Origin of the sequence: Anaerostipes hominis (ex Lee et al. 2021) (assembly GCF_002270485.1) — a bacterium.
Lineage (GTDB): Bacteria > Bacillota > Clostridia > Lachnospirales > Lachnospiraceae > Anaerostipes > Anaerostipes hominis.
On sequence record NZ_NQOG01000022.1, the window covers coordinates 11,301 to 27,314 of the forward strand.

The 16,014-nt window shown below is 42.0% G+C and carries 17 protein-coding genes; 6 read left to right on the forward strand and 11 right to left on the reverse strand.

Translation table 11 applies throughout. The features are described 5' to 3' along the window. Nucleotides 1-127: 127 nt before the first annotated feature. From CI597_RS14795 to CI597_RS14820, 6 genes are all read right to left on the reverse strand, one after another. Nucleotides 128-1,567, reverse strand: coding sequence for a sensor histidine kinase (locus tag CI597_RS14795; protein ID WP_034550536.1), 1,440 nt, complete (start codon nt 1,565-1,567; stop codon nt 128-130). Beyond that, entirely contained in the window at nt 1,567-3,192 is a 1,626-nt protein-coding gene (locus CI597_RS14800; RefSeq protein ID WP_024729031.1) for a response regulator, read from the reverse strand. The genes CI597_RS14795 and CI597_RS14800 overlap by 1 nt, the downstream gene beginning before the upstream one ends. A 75-nt stretch (nt 3,193-3,267) precedes the next feature. Continuing rightward, nucleotides 3,268-3,954, reverse strand: coding sequence for an L-ribulose-5-phosphate 4-epimerase (locus tag CI597_RS14805; protein ID WP_024729032.1), 687 nt, complete (start codon nt 3,952-3,954; stop codon nt 3,268-3,270). Between the two features lie 17 nt (nt 3,955-3,971). Beyond that, nucleotides 3,972-5,576: a xylulokinase gene (locus CI597_RS14810; protein ID WP_369882360.1), complete on the reverse strand. Its 1,605-nt coding sequence runs from the start codon at nt 5,574-5,576 to the stop codon at nt 3,972-3,974. A gap of 45 nt (nt 5,577-5,621) precedes the next feature. Beyond that, a complete protein-coding gene (gene araA, locus CI597_RS14815; protein ID WP_024729034.1) occupies nt 5,622-7,115 on the reverse strand; it encodes an L-arabinose isomerase in 1,494 nt (497 codons plus the stop codon). Next, nucleotides 7,112-8,227, reverse strand: coding sequence for a GntR family transcriptional regulator (locus CI597_RS14820; RefSeq protein ID WP_024729035.1), 1,116 nt, complete (start codon nt 8,225-8,227; stop codon nt 7,112-7,114). Before CI597_RS14820 ends, araA begins: the two co-directional genes overlap by 4 nt. Before the next feature lie 224 nt (nt 8,228-8,451). On the opposite strand from CI597_RS14820, the gene CI597_RS14825 reads away from it, so the two are divergent. Continuing rightward, nucleotides 8,452-8,802 (forward strand): PTS fructose transporter subunit IIB, encoded by a 351-nt coding sequence (locus CI597_RS14825; RefSeq protein WP_024729036.1) that lies wholly within the window; start codon nt 8,452-8,454, stop codon nt 8,800-8,802. Nucleotides 8,803-8,886: 84 nt separating this feature from the next. On the opposite strand, the gene CI597_RS14830 is transcribed toward CI597_RS14825, so the two are convergent. Both CI597_RS14830 and CI597_RS18025 read right to left on the reverse strand, forming a co-directional pair. After that, nucleotides 8,887-9,333, reverse strand: a complete 447-nt coding sequence (locus CI597_RS14830; protein ID WP_081723919.1) for a DUF4867 family protein — start codon at nt 9,331-9,333, stop codon at nt 8,887-8,889. After that, complete coding sequence (locus tag CI597_RS18025) at nt 9,225-9,473, reverse strand: hypothetical protein (RefSeq protein WP_024729038.1); 249 nt, start codon at nt 9,471-9,473, stop codon at nt 9,225-9,227. Before CI597_RS18025 ends, CI597_RS14830 begins: the two co-directional genes overlap by 109 nt. A gap of 336 nt (nt 9,474-9,809) precedes the next feature. On the opposite strand from CI597_RS18025, the gene CI597_RS14835 reads away from it, so the two are divergent. From CI597_RS14835 to CI597_RS14855, 5 genes are all read left to right on the forward strand, one after another. Continuing rightward, nucleotides 9,810-10,355 (forward strand): hypothetical protein, encoded by a 546-nt coding sequence (locus CI597_RS14835; protein ID WP_024729039.1) that lies wholly within the window; start codon nt 9,810-9,812, stop codon nt 10,353-10,355. A 62-nt stretch (nt 10,356-10,417) separates the two neighbouring features. Next, complete coding sequence (locus CI597_RS18205) at nt 10,418-10,885, forward strand: hypothetical protein (RefSeq protein WP_024729040.1); 468 nt, start codon at nt 10,418-10,420, stop codon at nt 10,883-10,885. A 7-nt stretch (nt 10,886-10,892) separates the two neighbouring features. Continuing rightward, nucleotides 10,893-11,771, forward strand: coding sequence for an MFS transporter (locus tag CI597_RS14845; protein WP_024729041.1), 879 nt, complete (start codon nt 10,893-10,895; stop codon nt 11,769-11,771). Between the two features lie 193 nt (nt 11,772-11,964). Next, nucleotides 11,965-12,993: a LacI family DNA-binding transcriptional regulator gene (locus CI597_RS14850; RefSeq protein WP_024729042.1), complete on the forward strand. Its 1,029-nt coding sequence runs from the start codon at nt 11,965-11,967 to the stop codon at nt 12,991-12,993. Nucleotides 12,994-13,222: 229 nt separating this feature from the next. Then, on the forward strand, nt 13,223-13,768 hold the full coding sequence (locus CI597_RS14855; protein ID WP_024729043.1) for a PD-(D/E)XK nuclease family transposase: 546 nt from the start codon (nt 13,223-13,225) through the stop codon (nt 13,766-13,768). 60 nt (nt 13,769-13,828) lie between these two features. On the opposite strand, the gene CI597_RS14860 is transcribed toward CI597_RS14855, so the two are convergent. From CI597_RS14860 to CI597_RS14870, 3 genes are all read right to left on the reverse strand, one after another. Next, complete coding sequence (locus CI597_RS14860; RefSeq protein WP_081723920.1) at nt 13,829-14,377, reverse strand: MFS transporter; 549 nt, start codon at nt 14,375-14,377, stop codon at nt 13,829-13,831. A gap of 5 nt (nt 14,378-14,382) precedes the next feature. Continuing rightward, the gene (locus CI597_RS14865; RefSeq protein ID WP_024729045.1) at nt 14,383-15,114 is read right to left on the reverse strand and encodes a hypothetical protein; all 732 of its coding nucleotides are present in this window, start codon (nt 15,112-15,114) and stop codon (nt 14,383-14,385) included. Nucleotides 15,115-15,372: 258 nt separating this feature from the next. After that, nucleotides 15,373-15,981, reverse strand: a complete 609-nt coding sequence (locus CI597_RS14870; protein WP_024729046.1) for a DUF4867 family protein — start codon at nt 15,979-15,981, stop codon at nt 15,373-15,375. Nucleotides 15,982-16,014 lie beyond the last annotated feature (33 nt).

Sequence of the window (16,014 nt, forward strand, 5' to 3'; positions counted from 1 at the left end):
AAATGAGTTCATTTTTTTACTTAAACATGGTTCATAGCCCTTAAGGTGAACATACAACATAGCACACAAGAAACAAAAAGTCAGAATGAACCATTTTTATTTCAGATTCATTCTGACTTTCTTAAAATCAGGTCTCTCTTGGCAGAACAGCAATCACTCTTGTACCTGCAGATTCTTCACTTTCTACGATTAGTCCATACTCTTCTCCAAACTGCAGCTTCAGCCTCTGGTTTACACTGGACATTCCAAATCCGGTTACTCTGCGATCCCGGCTTCCGCCCATCATCTCTTGATTGATTCTCGCCACATGATCTGCATCCATGCCCGGACCGTCATCTTCCACCGACAGATAAATATTATCCTCATCATAGACTCCATTGATCTCAATCTTTCCTTTTTCTCTCCGCCGCTTAATGCCGTGATACAGTGCATTTTCCACAAGAGGCTGAAGGGTCATTTTAATAATGTTGCTGCCTAAGATTTCTTCTGGCACGTCAATTGAAAAATCGAGTATATCCTGATAGCGGACACTCTGGATCTTAAGATAGCTTTCTACATGCAGAAGTTCATCCTTTAGAGAAATCAGGCCTTCACCCTTACTTAAACATTCCCTGAAAAATGTGGACAGATCCTGTACCATCTGAACCACCTGTTCATTCTGTCCGTCTGCCGCAAACCAGATGATCGTATCAAGAGTATTATACAAAAAATGGGGGTTAATCTGGGACTGGAGAAGTTCCAGCTCTGTTTTCCTCAGATTCATCTGCTCCTTAGTCACATCCTCCACAAGCTGTTCAATCCTTCTCACCATCTGATTAAAGTTTTTGCTCAGAATCCTGACTTCTTCTGTCTCACTGTTTAAGGCTCTTACTGTAAAATCCCCTTTTCCGACAAGCTTTGTCTTATTGCACAGATCCACGATCGGCTCCGAGATACTTTTGGCGATCCGATTTGTGAATATCCAGATAAAAACGATAAGAAATGCGGAAATAGCCGCAGAAACAGCGACTGCAGTCATAATATTTTTTCTCAGACCGCTCCTCAGTTGTTTTAAGTTGCCTGTCTCAAAATAAATATACTCGCTAATCTTCTTTTCAATGATTTCAGTAAAGATATTCACATCATCCCTTAAAATACGGTCATTGACCTTATAGTCTTTCATAATATCAGATGTCTGTATTTTCTGAATATACGTTTCCAAGCTGGCCAAAAGGCGGTTGATCTGATCCAGACGGTCTCTGCTCTCCTGTTTTAAAGCAGTCTTTCTGAGCTGTTCCAGTGTCATCCTGGCCTTAAAGCTTTCCACATAAGGGTTCATTTCCTCAAAGGTATCTGCTCCTATTACTACCCTGTACATCTTGTTATCAATGTCTTCCCTGAACTGAAAATTAAATTCACTTGCCTGACTGATATTCTGTACACTTGTGTCATACTGTTCATTGAAACTGACCATCATGACAAGAAGAGCCAGCACCATTCCAAAGAATGGCACCAGCACACATAAACGAATCCAGTTTAATTTTTTCTCCAGAGAGGATACTGAAAGCTTTATACTAAATCTTTTCATCAGATTCCTTTCATGCGGTACTCTTTCGAAGTACATTTCTGAGTCTTTTTAAACAGAAAACTAAAATAATGGGGATCTTTATAACCAATTCTGTAACCAATCTCCGAGCTTTTCAAACTTGTGCATTTGAGAAGTGTCTTCGCTTCCTCCATACGCACCATGGTAAGATATTCTACAAAGGTACTTCCAACCTCCTGACGAAAAACCGTGCTGAAATGGCTCGGGCTCAGCCCCACAATAGAAGCAACAACATTCAGCGAAATGTCATCATCACTGAAGTGCTTCCTGATGTAATCCGTAGCATCCTCGATCATCGGCTGATACTTTTTAACAACACTCTCGCTCCGCAGTTCTATGGCCATTCTTATTAATCTCTTTACATAAGCTTTTGTCTTATCCAGAGTATCCACATCGGTAAACTTATAGTTCTCTCCGAACATCTGATCAGCCACTTTCTTCTTTGCACCATGGATTTGTTCCAAAAATTCATTGATAATAAAACAAATATCAAGAATAATATACTGTCGGAATAAAAAAGACTCCATGTTCTTCTCTCCAAAAGCTTTGAAATAGTCCTCAACAAATTCGTCTACATCTTCTCCTGTTCCATTTTTCAAAAATTTGACCAGGACTGCTTTGTCTGTTTTTTCCATATTAATCTCCCGAAAATCAATATTTACGGAGATGTCCTCTATTTCTTCTCTTTTATCAAGCTGGCTGTAATATAAGACTCTGTTTTTGCCCATCTCATACTGCTTTGCGAAAGCCACACTTGCCGTGTCATAGCTGCGGGAAATCTCATGCACTCTGTGGACTGTCTCTCCGACTCCGATAAAATATCCAAGATCCTCAAAGCGGGAAGCAATTTCAACCACTTTTTTTACAAATCTCTCTCTAATCTTATCAATATCTTCGTCACTCTGTACCTTCAAAAGAAAGATGTATCCTTCTGTCGCTCTCTGGAACATAACAACATGTTCCTGACTGTCTGTATGTGAAAGCAGCCTGTTTGCTTCCTCTGCCTTCCGTTTTCTCTCTTCATCGTCCGAATGATTAAAATAGTACTTTAAAAGTATTACCGTATAAGCAGATGCCATCACAGAAATACCCAGTTCATTTCCCATTCTGATCAGCTTTGATACCGGCATCTTGCTGCGCACAAGTTCTCCGAAAAAACGGTATCGTTTGATCTGTATATTTTTCTGACTCTCCTGCTCAAGCCGTGTCATATTGTCTGTCAGTATCTTTTTCTTTTCAATCTGATTTTTCACTTTGTCAAGTGCGGCAATGAGCTGTTCTCCTGTGACAGGCTTCATCAAATATTCTTCCACCCCGATGGAGATTGCCTCTTTTGCAAAAGAAAAATCATCATAGCCGGTCAGAAAAATAACAGACAGATCCGGCATCTCTGTTTTTAAAATCTTTCCAAGTTCCACACCGTCCATGAAAGGCATTTTAATGTCTGTAATCAATATGTCCGGTTTCAGTTCTTTAATGAGCGGAAGCGCCATCTCTCCGTCGCCTGCTTCTCCAACCAGCTCATATCCATGCTTTTCCCACTCCACATTGTTCTTTATACTTTCCCGTATAATTACTTCATCTTCCACTAAAAAAACCTTTATCATATGCCGCATCCTCTCCTGCTGTAAAGCTCCAGGTACAACTATTATTTCCACCGATCAGATCCCAGATTCCGATCTCTATTGACCATAATAAGCGTTTTCCCCATGTTTGCGGAAAAAATGCTTATCCTGAATAACCCGAGGTGCAGGGCTGATCCCGTCTTTTAAATGCTCCGCCCGATACGCCATCTTAGCCACTTCCTCCAGTACAACTGCGTTATGAACTGCTTCACCGGCATCTTTACCCCATGTAAAAGGTCCATGATTTGTACAGAGTACTCCAGGTACATAGATGGGGTTTTTATCCTTAAATGTCTCTATGATGACCAACCCGGTGTTTTTCTCATAATCCTTTTCTATTTCTGCCTTTGTCAGTCCTCTGGCACAAGGAATATCCCCATAAAAGTAATCTGCATGAGTTGTTCCGTAACATGGAATACTTCTTCCTGCCTGTGCCCATGAAGTGGCCCACGGGGAATGGGTATGTACCACTCCGCCGAGATCTTTAAATGCCTTATATAGTTCCAGATGAGTCGGTGTATCAGAAGAAGGATTCATCTCTCCCTCGACCTTATTGCCGGAGAGATCCATCACAACCATATCTTCCGGTGACAGCTTTTCATACTCCACTCCGCTCGGTTTGATGACAAACAAACCTCTTTCCCTGTCAATCCCGCTGACATTGCCCCATGTGTAGGTGACAAGCCCCTTCTGTGGGAGCTCCATATTTGCCTCATAAACTTGTTTTTTTAACTCTTCTAACATATTATTTTACCCCACTTTTACATTTGTTTCAATGCATTCACTGCCGCACGTTCAATTGGAAGTCCCTCTGTATATCTTTTTATAAATGTATCAAAGCCTTTTACGTCTTTTTCATCCGGTTCCATACTGATTCCTTCGTCTTCTGCAAATACTTCTTGAATCAGATAATCATCCAGTGTTTCCCCTTCTGTTTTATTTTTCATATAAGATGCCAACAGGGCAATTCCCCAGGCTCCGCCTTCTCCCGCGGTTTCCATAACAGAAACCGGTGCGTTGACTGCCGCAGCCATAATCTTCTGACCGACACCTTTTGTCTTAAATAACCCTCCATGGCCAAGCAGCTTTTCCACCTGTACATTTTCCTGCTTCATCAGAATATCCAGGCCGGTCTTTAACGCACCGAGGGCCGTAAACAGGTGAACACGCATGAAGTTTGCCAGATTAAATTTGCTGTCCGGCTGTCTCACGAACAGAGGACGTCCTTCCTCAAATCCGGTGATATGCTCCCCGGAAAAATAGTTATATGCCAGAAGTCCTCCGCAGTCCGCATCCCCTTCCAGGGCTTTACTATATAACTTACCAAAGAGCTTGTTCATATCTGTGTTTTCAATACCGAAGCTTTCAGCAAATTCTTTAAACAGATTCACCCATGCATTCAGATCCGAAGTACAGTTGTTGCAGTGGACCATGGCCACCAGATTTCCGGTCGGCGTAGTTACAAGGTCAATCTCAGGATAAACCTTGGAAAGCTCTTTCTCCAACACGATCATGGCAAACACACTCGTTCCGGCAGAAACATTTCCAGTCTTCACGGCCACACTGTTGGTCGCAGCCATGCCGGTTCCCGCATCTCCTTCCGGAGGGCACATCGGAACTCCCGCCTTAAGTTTTCCGCTCGGGTCCAGGAGTTGCGCACCTTCTTCCGTCAATACTCCGGCATTTTCTCCTGCCACAAGGACTTCCGGAAGAATCTCTTTTAATTTCCACGGATATCCTTTGTCCGCAACAAGTTCATCAAATTTGGAAATCATTGTTTCATTGTAATTTTTCGTTTCGATGTCAATCGGGAACATACCGGAAGCTTCTCCTACTCCCAGAACCTTGCTTCCGCAAAGTTTCCAGTGCACATAGCCCGCCAGAGTCGTAAGATATGTAATCTCTTTCACATGCTCTTCCCCATTGAGAACCGCCTGATAAAGATGCGCGATACTCCATCTCTGAGGAATATGATAGTTAAATTCCTCTGTAAGTTTTTCTGATGCTTCCTCTGTCATGGTATTTCTCCACGTTCTGAATGGCACAAGAAGTTCTCCGTCTTTGTCAAACGCCATATAACCGTGCATCATAGCACTGAACCCAATGGCTCCAATGGTTTCCAATTCAATTCCATACTTGCTCTTCACATCCTCGGCCATCTTCCGGTAGCTGTCTTTAAGCCCGGTCCAGATATCATCCAGACTATAAGTCCAGATATTGTTCTCCAGCCGGTTTTCCCAGTCATGACTTCCGGATGCAATCGGAGCATTGTCCTCCCCTACGAGGATCGCCTTGATCCTTGTGGAACCAAATTCAATCCCAAGCGCTGTTTTCCCGTTTTCAATTGCACTTTTTACACTGTTCATTTCCATTTGATCTCCTCCTGCTGTGGACCCAAGGCCCTCAGAATTCTATCTGAAGGCTGCTTCGTTCCATCTTAATTCATTTTTAAAGTTACGGATATTGGTATTGGCATCTATATAAACAGCCTCAATTCCCATAGCATCTGCCCAATCTCCCATCTGCTGTGCGGTCAGATCATATGAGAACGCTGTGTGATGGGCTCCGCCTGCCAGAATCCACGCCTCGGCGCCTACCGGAAGATTCGGTTTCGGAGTCCAGAACGCAGTGGCAACCGGAAGCTTCGGCATCGGCTGTTCCGTCTTTTTGCAGTCAACCTCATTAATGATCAGGCGGAACCTGTGTCCGAGATCAACTAAAGATGTGGCAACTGCCGGCCCTTCTTTTGCCGTAAAGACAAGTCTTGCGGGGTCTTCCCTGTCTCCCATGGAGAGAGGATTTACTTTGATGCTTATCGGTCCCTCCGCAATCGTCGGACATACTTCCAGCATATGAGCCTGAAGAATTCCCTCTTTTCCAGGCACAAAGTTATAGGTGTAATCTTCCATGAAAGAGGTTCCCTTTGCGTCTTTCTTTCCTGCCGTCATAATCTTCATCAGACGCACCATAGCAGCCGTCTTCCAGTCTCCTTCCGCTCCGAAACCGTATCCTTTCTCCATCAGTCTCTGAATCGCAAGACCCGGAAGCTGTTTTAAAGAGCCGAGATCCCCAAAATGAGTCACAATGGCCTGATAATCTTTTTCCGTCAGGAATTTCTCGAATCCGAGTTCGATCTGAGCCTGAACGGCGGCATGTTTTTTAAATTCTCCGGCATCTCTTCCCTCCAGAAGAATTTCGTATTTGTCGTAATATTCTTCTACCAGCGCATCCGTATCACCTTTAGAGACAGCCTCAACATAATCTGCGATTTCATTGACTGGATATGCGTCGATCTCCCATCCGAATTTGATCTGGGCTTCTACTTTATCTCCCTCTGTGACCGCTACATTCCTCATGTTGTCTGCCACACGCGCCACACGTATATGGCTGCTCTCCATGATTCCGACAGCAGTTCTCATCCAGGAAGCAATTTCTCTCTTTACTCTCTCATCGTCCCAGAATCCTACGACAACTTTCCGCTCAATTCCCATGCGTGAAACAATATGTCCATACTCTCTGTCGCCATGTGCTGACTGATTCTCGTTCATAAAATCCATATCAATTGTCTGATACGGAATCTCCTGATTAAACTGCGTATGTAAATGAAGCAGCGGCTTTCTGTATTCCTGCAGCCCCAAAATCCATGATTTTGCAGGAGAAAACGTATGCATCCATGTGATGACTCCGGCACAGTTCTCATCTGAGTTTGCTTCATTAAAAGTTCTTCTTATGGATGCATTATCAATCAGAGTAGGCTTCCACACAATTTCATAGGGAAGGATACCTGACTTATTCAGTGCTTCCACGATTATTTTTGAGTGTTGTGCTACATGAAAAAGACATTCTTCTCCATATAAATCCTGTGATCCTGTTGCAAACCAAAATTGATATTTTTTTGTGTTCATCTTTTTTCCTCCATCCTGCGTCTGTCTTTACACGAGTTCCTGACGATGAGTTCAGGCTCGATCACTCTTGTTACTTTTGATTTTTCATTTGGTATTCCCTGAATCTGTTCCAGCAGAAGCTGTCCGGCCATCTCCCCGAGCTTTTTCTGCGGATGGGCAATTGTGGTCAGTTTAATGACTCCCAGCCTTGCCAAAGCCGAATTATCATATCCAGTGACAGATATATCATCCGGTATGCTGATCCCCAAAGCCTCCAGCTCGTAAATAATCTCCAGCGCGATCTGGTCGTTATAACAGACTACCGCGTCCATCGGGAATCCCTCTTTTGTCATTCTGTGAATTTCTCCCCTGGGCTTTGATGCCCTGTCTTCTGTGTGGAACCATATGACCGCATCAGGATTATACGGGATACCCGCCTCATTCAGAGCCATGACATAGCCCCTGTGGCGTTCTTTTCCCTGATAATCGTCCGCCTTAAAAATTCCTGCGATAAATCTGTGCCCTGTTTCAATCAAATGTTTTGTCAGAAGATATCCTCCCTTACAGTCATCCATTACGATATAAGGTTTATCTGTCATCTCAGAGTAAACACCCTGAATAAAAACATAGGGAATCTCATATTGATCCAGCGTCTGATAAAGATTCGGATGTTTACAAAACAGTTCACTCTTACTCGGTTCTATGATTAGACCGTCAACATCTTTCGTCAGAATATCCTCCAGACATTTTGTCTCATTGACACGGCTGTTTCCTGTTGTCTTAAACATCAGACTGTAACCGTTTTCCGTGAGAACCTGGTTAATCCCGTTTAGCACCTGCGGAAAAATATAATCTGATATATAAGTTGTGATAACGGCAATATTTCTGGACTGCTTTTTATGGATTGCCCGCTCCGTACAAAAAGTGCCCTTTCCGTGATATGCAACGATATACCCTTCGTCTTCCAGAATTGAGAGTGCTTTTCTCACTGTATGCCGGCTGATAGACAGCTCCCGCGCCAGCTGATTTTCTGAAGGCATTTTGTCTCCGGGCTTGTAAATTCCGGATAAAATATCATTTTTCAGATCTTCTTTCAGCTTAAAATATTTCATTGAACCCGCTTTATTAGCCATATGTTTCCTCCCTGCAAAATTTATTTTAAAACTTGTACGGTGGTACGCACAAGTTGTTTATATTGCATGATATTTTGTTAATGCGTCATATATTTTAGCTAAATTTACAAATTATATTACATAAAATCCTTCTTTTTGTTTTCCATTTTTGTATAAGATTGCGCCAATGTTTATGCTATAATAGAATTCTAAGAAGGAGTAACATAAGAATGGAGGAGACATTTATGAAACTACTTTGTATCACAAAATGCCCGACCGGAATGGTCCAAACCTATGTTGCTGCTGAACAGCTTGAATCGGCTGCTGAAGCCCTTGGTTATGAAATCAGGACAGAGACACACGGCGCACAGGGAATCGGTGGAGAATTTACTCCGGAGCAGATTGATGAGGCTGATTATGTAATCATCGCATCCAACACAGAAGTTGAAAAGACGACAAGGTTTGGGAACAAAAAGCTTCTTGTTGTTCCCCTGGAGGATGCCACAAATAACGCTGAGTCTGTGCTCGGACGTGTACTCGAGGAATCTGAAACATATGAACAATCAAAGAAACAGTTTCCCAAAATCCTGAAATAATCAAAAGGGGATTTCCTCAGTTGCTCAATTATTGAACAAAGACAGTCTCAATGAGTCTATACTGATTGAGGCTGCCTTTTTCTATCATCGGAAATTCTGTGTTTTCTGATATACAGCTATTGTATCTCCTTTTAATCCGCAAAAGGCACCTTCCACGCCTGCTTCTCTATTTGCAAACAGTGTTCGGTCTTTTCTGTCTCCTGTCTGAATTTCCAAAGGTTCATTCGTGTGCCTAACATTCACTGAAATCACTTTGAATCCATAGCTGTTGATATTACACGGAGTACAATGAAGTACTTCCGGATTGATCTTTAACGCAGTTCCCTTAGGAATAAAGAAGCCTTCCATATATTTTGTGTTATACACCTGATTAAACTCCATATTTTTCTTTTCTCCAAAAAACATGACACAATCGGAAGCCGTTATAAACAGCTGACAGGTTTTATGGTACTCCACCATATTGATTTTATGGTTATGTCCCAGACACCATCCCACTTGTATTTCCTTTCCGTTAAATAACTTTTCCTGCACTCAAGTTCTCTTGCAGATTCTGTCTGTTTGATGCCTTTATCAACTTGTACGCCTTTCATTAACTCCACAACACCGGTGAAATCAAACTGGTTTACTACTTCACCATACCTGCTGAATTTTTCATCAAATACATAGTTCATTTTTTACAACTCCTAATTTATCCCTTGTGTTTCCTGTTACTTTGTATTCTACAAGGTTCATGAATTTTTTCGACCTAATATCCTATGAACTTGTTTAAAATTTTTACGAATTTCATGTATATGTTTTCCATAAGTTGTTTAATTTTAGATTATAGTTTGTTTGTTTTTGAAAAAACACAAGACAAACCTGCGACAAGTAGACAACCTGGATAGCTTCATCAACCTATCGCTTTAAAGACTTTATACAAATTACATAAAACTCTTACAATTATTATATGTATTTTTTACAAATTAAACGTTTAACATAAAATTATTATACCACGAAAGGATGTTAAAATGATACATAATAATACCTTCAAAGCAGATTTTTCAGACAAAGGGCAGCTCATCCGTCTGGAATTCAACAAAAATGCTTCATGCATGAACTGGGTAGTGGATCCCTCTTATCTATCTGAGGCAGGATATAAGGAAGCGGATAAACTTTTTGGTTCTTTTGATCTGTCCATAGGTGATCAGACTTACCAGACTCAGGATGTCTCCCCGTCTATTAATCTTTCTTCCCATAATAAAGCTGTGATCTCCTATGATTTTGACCGTTTCAAACTTAACTTTATCTATGACCTTAGTTCTGACCCTAACACTTTTGATTTCCATATCCCCCTTCTAAATAAAGAACAGGAACCTCTCGTAATCCGGGATTTCGGTGTTTGGACATCCTTTGCCTACATCATGTTCCGGGATAAGGATATCCTTAAAAACATCCGGCAGTCAGCCGCTTTCCGTCTGTCTCTCCCGACTATACGAAGATTGCCCTCCACAGGAGAAACAATCAGGGTCCCCATCTCGGAGTTTATCAGACGGCCGGAGAAACCTTTTCCGTAGGTACTTACTGTGCCTATGAAAATCTTTTCTTTGAAAATGTTTCCCCTTCTTTGGACGGGATTTTGTTTCACAAATTAATCCTGGCAGGAGGTTATGCCGAAGATGAGGGACCTTTAAAAGATTGGATTTACAAAAGAGAGCCGACTGAACTTCCAGCCGGTTCAGAAAAAACCTGGACATACCGCATGGCTCCTTATAATACAGAAAAACAATTTTATGAAAAGGGGTATTCTTTCGGACATCCTATTATTCATTACTCACCGATGACCTTATGCGGAGATTCTTTTATGATGAACGTAAAACTCCCTGAAAACCGCAGCATCAGCAGGGCCGACATGACTTTTGAAAAAGACCATGCGACCACGACCATGTGTCAGCTGAACAAGTGGGGAAGCTGCATCTACATACAGCGTAGCCGGGCCTCATATCAACCGCCCGGACCTTTCCAGAAACCGGTTCGGACAGTCCACTTTTGCCAAAGACGGAGGTATTTTTGCCCGACTCTTTACCGACAGCACCAGTACCCCTGACTGGGATATGGGAGAAGAAATAAATACGGAAAAAATTACGACACCGAACCTGACCGGCTCCGCAAAGATTGCCTGGGCAGTCATCACCTATATCACCGCAGGAGTGCTGTACTCCGGCATTTCAACGCCGATTACTTCTATCCTGCCCAACTTAAGCAGTGATGCAGACGAGAGAATCGTGCTGAACTCCTACCGTATGACAGGCGGAAATGTAGGATACTTTCTGGCCGTTACCTTCATTCTCCCAATGGTCGGTATTCTCGGAAGAGGAAACGACCGTGCGGGCTTCACCCGTGCCGTTGCCATCTTTGCCGTCATCGGAGTCATTTTGTTTTTGTTTGCATTTACCTGTCTGAGAGAGGAAAACGCCCAGGCGGAGAAATCTATTTCCATCAAAAAAAGTATCGGCGCAATCAAGGGAAACTGGCCGTGGGTCATCATCGTTGGAGCCAACCTTTTTTACTGGCTTGCCAACACGGTTCGTACATCCTCCCTTGTCTATTATTTTCAGTATAATCTGGACCGAAAAGATTTGGTTCCCGTGATCAACGGTCTTTCCCTGATCCAGGTATTGGGCGTGGTTTTGATTCCTTTTATTACGAAAAAATTCAACAAATGTACTACCATGATCTTTGGCCTGGCTCTGACCAGTACCGGACATGTGATCATGGGCATTGCAGGCCCTGCGATTCCTCTGCTGGTAGCCGGATGGCTCATCGCCTGTGTCGGCACCGGTATCGCGGCTTCCTCCCTGATGGCAATTAAGTTCAACTTCATCTGGCTTCCGATTCTTATGTTTTTGGGCGGAGCAGTCGTCATGTTTTTCTACCACAGACATGAGGCCAATGAAATGACCATCAAAATGGAACTTGCCCAAAGAAGATAATCCACGTATAATGGGACTGTACAAGCAGTCCCATTTTTTATTCCATAGGAAGTTCGTCCTATGGAATAAAAAAGCCCTGCGGGCAGGATGCACAGCTTCGCGCGCGGAACAAAAGCTGTGCATAGAAAAAACTGATTTGCGAGGTGTGTAAAGCACACTTTTGTTCTATCTTCCATGAAAAGGATCCTATGATATGACTACTATCCGTGAAATCGCAGCTGCCTGCAATGTCTCCACCGCAACCGTCTCAAACATTCTGAATGGAAAGGCCAAAGCCAGCAAAGAGACCATTGAACTTGTGAGAAAGACAGCCCAGCGGCTGAACTATACACCGAATTATATTGCAAAAAATTTAAAATTAAAGACCTCCAACACGATTGGGGTAATCGCAGAGGATATGACTGTATTTAACTCCCCTGATATCATTGACGGTATTACAGAATACTGTGAAGAGCACAAATATCAGATCCTTTTAACAAACTTACGGCTGTTCCAGAAATTCGGAGATTTTTATTACACAAAAAACAATCTTGGGCAGCTCATAAATTATGAAATTAACGAGCTGAGATCCAGACAGGCCAGAGCCATCATCTATGTAGCTCCCCATGTACGTGACATTAAAACCGTGTCTTCCGGCCTGAATCTGCCGATTGTCATGGCCTACTGTACCAGCCCCGACCCGGGGGTCCCTTCTGTGCTGGCAGACGATGAGGACGGTTTCTACCGTATCACTAAATCAGTCCTAAAAAAAGGGTTCCGACATCCCGGACTGATTGCCGGAAAACCGGGAAGCTACCACACTGCGGAACGCCTGAAAGGCTTCCGGCGTGCTCTTCTGGAATTTCATTTCCCCTTTTCCGAAAAGTTTGTTTATTACGGCGAATGGAACCGCCGGACAGGCTGTGAGGGAGCTGCTGCCTTGATGGGGAAATCTGTGGATTCTATCTTATGTATGAGTGATATCATCGCGGGAGGAGTTTATGACTGGTGCCATGATCAGAACATCACACCCGGTAAGGACATTCCTGTCACCGGATTCGACAACCGGGAACTCTCCGCTTATTTATATCCTCCTTTAACGACTGTAAATCTTCCTTTGAAGCAAATAGGAAGAAAATCCTGTGAAGTCGCCGACCACATGATAGCGGATGGAGAAAATCATCGTTTGGAAAAGCAGTACCTAAAGATAAAGTGTAAGGTCGTTAACAGAACATCATTATAATATAAAAAGAAGCCATGCAGATGATGTGCAGTGGCTTCTTTTTATGAAATAATTAATTTTTTTCCTCAACTAAAAAGTACTTAGAGAAAGAATTAAGTTGATTGTATTTAGTTTAACCTAGTCCGTATAAAACTTCGTTATTGTAAAATTATAGGTGATATTGAAATTTTTGTCCATTCATGATAAAATAAAGGAGAACACAAAAAATGATTATGCTTTTACACAAGTAATGAAAAACCCTAAGATACTAAAAGGATTTCCTGGCAGTATTCTTGGCTTTAATCAATTTCCAGATACTGACTATTTTTATTCCTCCTTTCATATGCGGGAGGATAACAGACAGTCTTTGTACAGTGACCAATGGGAAATCCATGTAATTGAATTAAAAAAGCTGAACAAATCTGAAGTAAAAGATAATCATAAAACCCTATATAAGTGGGCATGCCTTATCAGTGCAGACAGAGAGGAGGAACGTATGATAATTGAGAAAGATCCCTATATCGAGGAAGCCGTCAAGGAACTGGAAAAACTAGAACGTGATCCGAATCGCATGGATGAATATCTCTTCCGTCAGAAAAATCTATCCGATTACGCTACACAGATGAAGTTCAGCAAAGAGCTGGGAAAAACTGAAGGAAGGGCTGAAGGTGAGTATATGTTTGCATCTCTGATGCAGAGATTATTTCTGGATGGAAGAATTGAAGATGCCCGGCTTGCTGTCGGAGATGAGAATATGAGAATAAAACTTTATAAGGAATATCATTTAATAAAATAATATACATATAAAAAGGTAAGACAACTACAGAAATATTAGTGTCTTACCTTTTTATCTATTTTAAGCTTTCTTTTCTCTCCTGGCTTTCAAATCCTTCTGTACAGTCGGATAAATTTTATCAATTCCCAGGAACAGGTACCAGATGACGAGTACCGCCACAGTGATAATCAGAGGCATATACAGAAACAGCGACTTGATCGCAAAGATTGCGGAAGCACTCTGAACTGCTGCAGTCCCATCGTAGCTTCCTGCTGCCAGAATCCATCCCAATGCCGCATGTCCGATTCCCTGGAAAACCAGCCCTGCATAGAGAAACGGAAGTGAAGTCGGCATCAGAATTTCCAGTATTAATCCGGCTCCGTAAAAGGTAAATCCTGCAATCAAAGCCTTGATCTTACCAAACTTCTTTGTAAATACAGGGATTAAGAGTATCGTCAATATAGTAGGTATGTAGTTAAACAGAGTCATTGTACTGTTCAGATATTCATTTCCAAGGACATACTTTGCATAATAGATTCTTGATCCGGATGTCAGTCCCAGAGACACATAAATAACTGCAAATGCCAGAGTAATTAAAATAAAATATTTATTTCTGCATAATACTTTGATCGTCTTTAACGGATAAGATTTCTGTTTTGTGTCTTTTCTCCGTTTTCATCAAACAGTTCTTCCGGACGATAGCTTAATAACCATTCTTTCAGCTGATCCATATGTTCCGGCTGTTCCATCGTCATCGGCATCGGATCGCTGCCCTCTACGAAGTATGGCTTCCATCCGCATCCCTCGAAGAATTTTTCCAGTTCTTCATGAGAAATTCTTGAGAAGACTGTCGGGTTGCTGATCTTATATCCGTTTAAGTGAAGGATCGGAAGTACGGCTCCGAAAGAATGTGCCAGTGAATAACCGAGTTCTCCTCCTTCATGGATAGATCCCGGTGTCTCTGGTGCAACGTGGCTTGAAATTCCTCCCGGGAAAGAAAACTGTTTGAACAGTTTTTTCATTCCTTCGATATCACGGCTGACATTTGGGTAAACTTCGCTGTAAGTTCCTTCTAAGTAAGCATTGGCAACCATAAAGTTTCCGCCGTGACCAGGTCCTGAGCTATAAATCATGTCCAGGTCATACTCTTTAATCAAACGGTTTAAGTGGGTATAGATAAAGTTCTGTCCCGGCACGGTTCCCCAGTGTCCTACGATTTTTTTCTTAATCTGTTCTTCCGTCAATGGTTCACGAAGCAGAGGATTATCCAATAAATACAGCTGTCCGGCAGACAAGTAGTTTGCAGCACGCCAATACGCATCCATCTTCTGAAGCAATTCATCGGATATATTCTGATTGTCTTGCATGATTTCTCCTTTCGATTTTAAGAGCTCTAAAAATAAACAACAAGTGTTAAAAAGGGAATTTGTTAATAATTTCAAAGAACGTCCGAGCATGACGTTTTTGTTTATTATTTAACGAAGAAAACAATAATACTTGTTGCTTGTGTGCGCAACTTGTTTCTCTTAAAATCCAGATAAATCGTCAAATTCTAAAAAAACATAAAAGAATCAAAAAAAACAGCACCAAATTAAATTTGATGCCGTTACTGGTCCTGACTTCTATTATACTGCTTCTGTATCACCCTTGAGCCCGTAAAACGCCCCTTCAATATCGGAATCTTTATGAGCAATCAGCCACTTGTTCCTTGCAAACAGAATCTTATCCTTTTCCGTCCTTACTTTCATACAAAATGGTTCACTTGTATGTTTTGGTGCAATACAGATAAGCTTAAACCCATATCCGTTTACATTGCATGGAGCACAGTGAAGTACGCCGCAGTTTAACTCCACGGCTGTGCCCTTCGGGACAAAAAACGCTTCCATTCTGGATGTATGATACTCGTGGGTTGGTTCGATATCCTGGCTCAGACCCAAGTACATAACACAGTCTGTCGCTGCAATATGTATGACTTTCGATTTGTGATACTCTACTCCATGGATTCTGTGATTATGTCCGCTCATATAACCAATCTGTACCGGAAGCTCATGAAACAGTTCGCACTGAATCTTATGACACACCGGCATTTTCTCCATCTCTTCGACGGACAGCTGTTCTTCCAGATATTTTGAAGCCGTTATACGGTCCATATACTGTTTCAGCTGGCTAAAATCAAAATCTTCTATTATTCTCCCATATTTTTTAAATTCGGGGTCAAAAATATACCTTAACATATTATCTGCTCCTTCTTGTCTTTCATTTTTTAA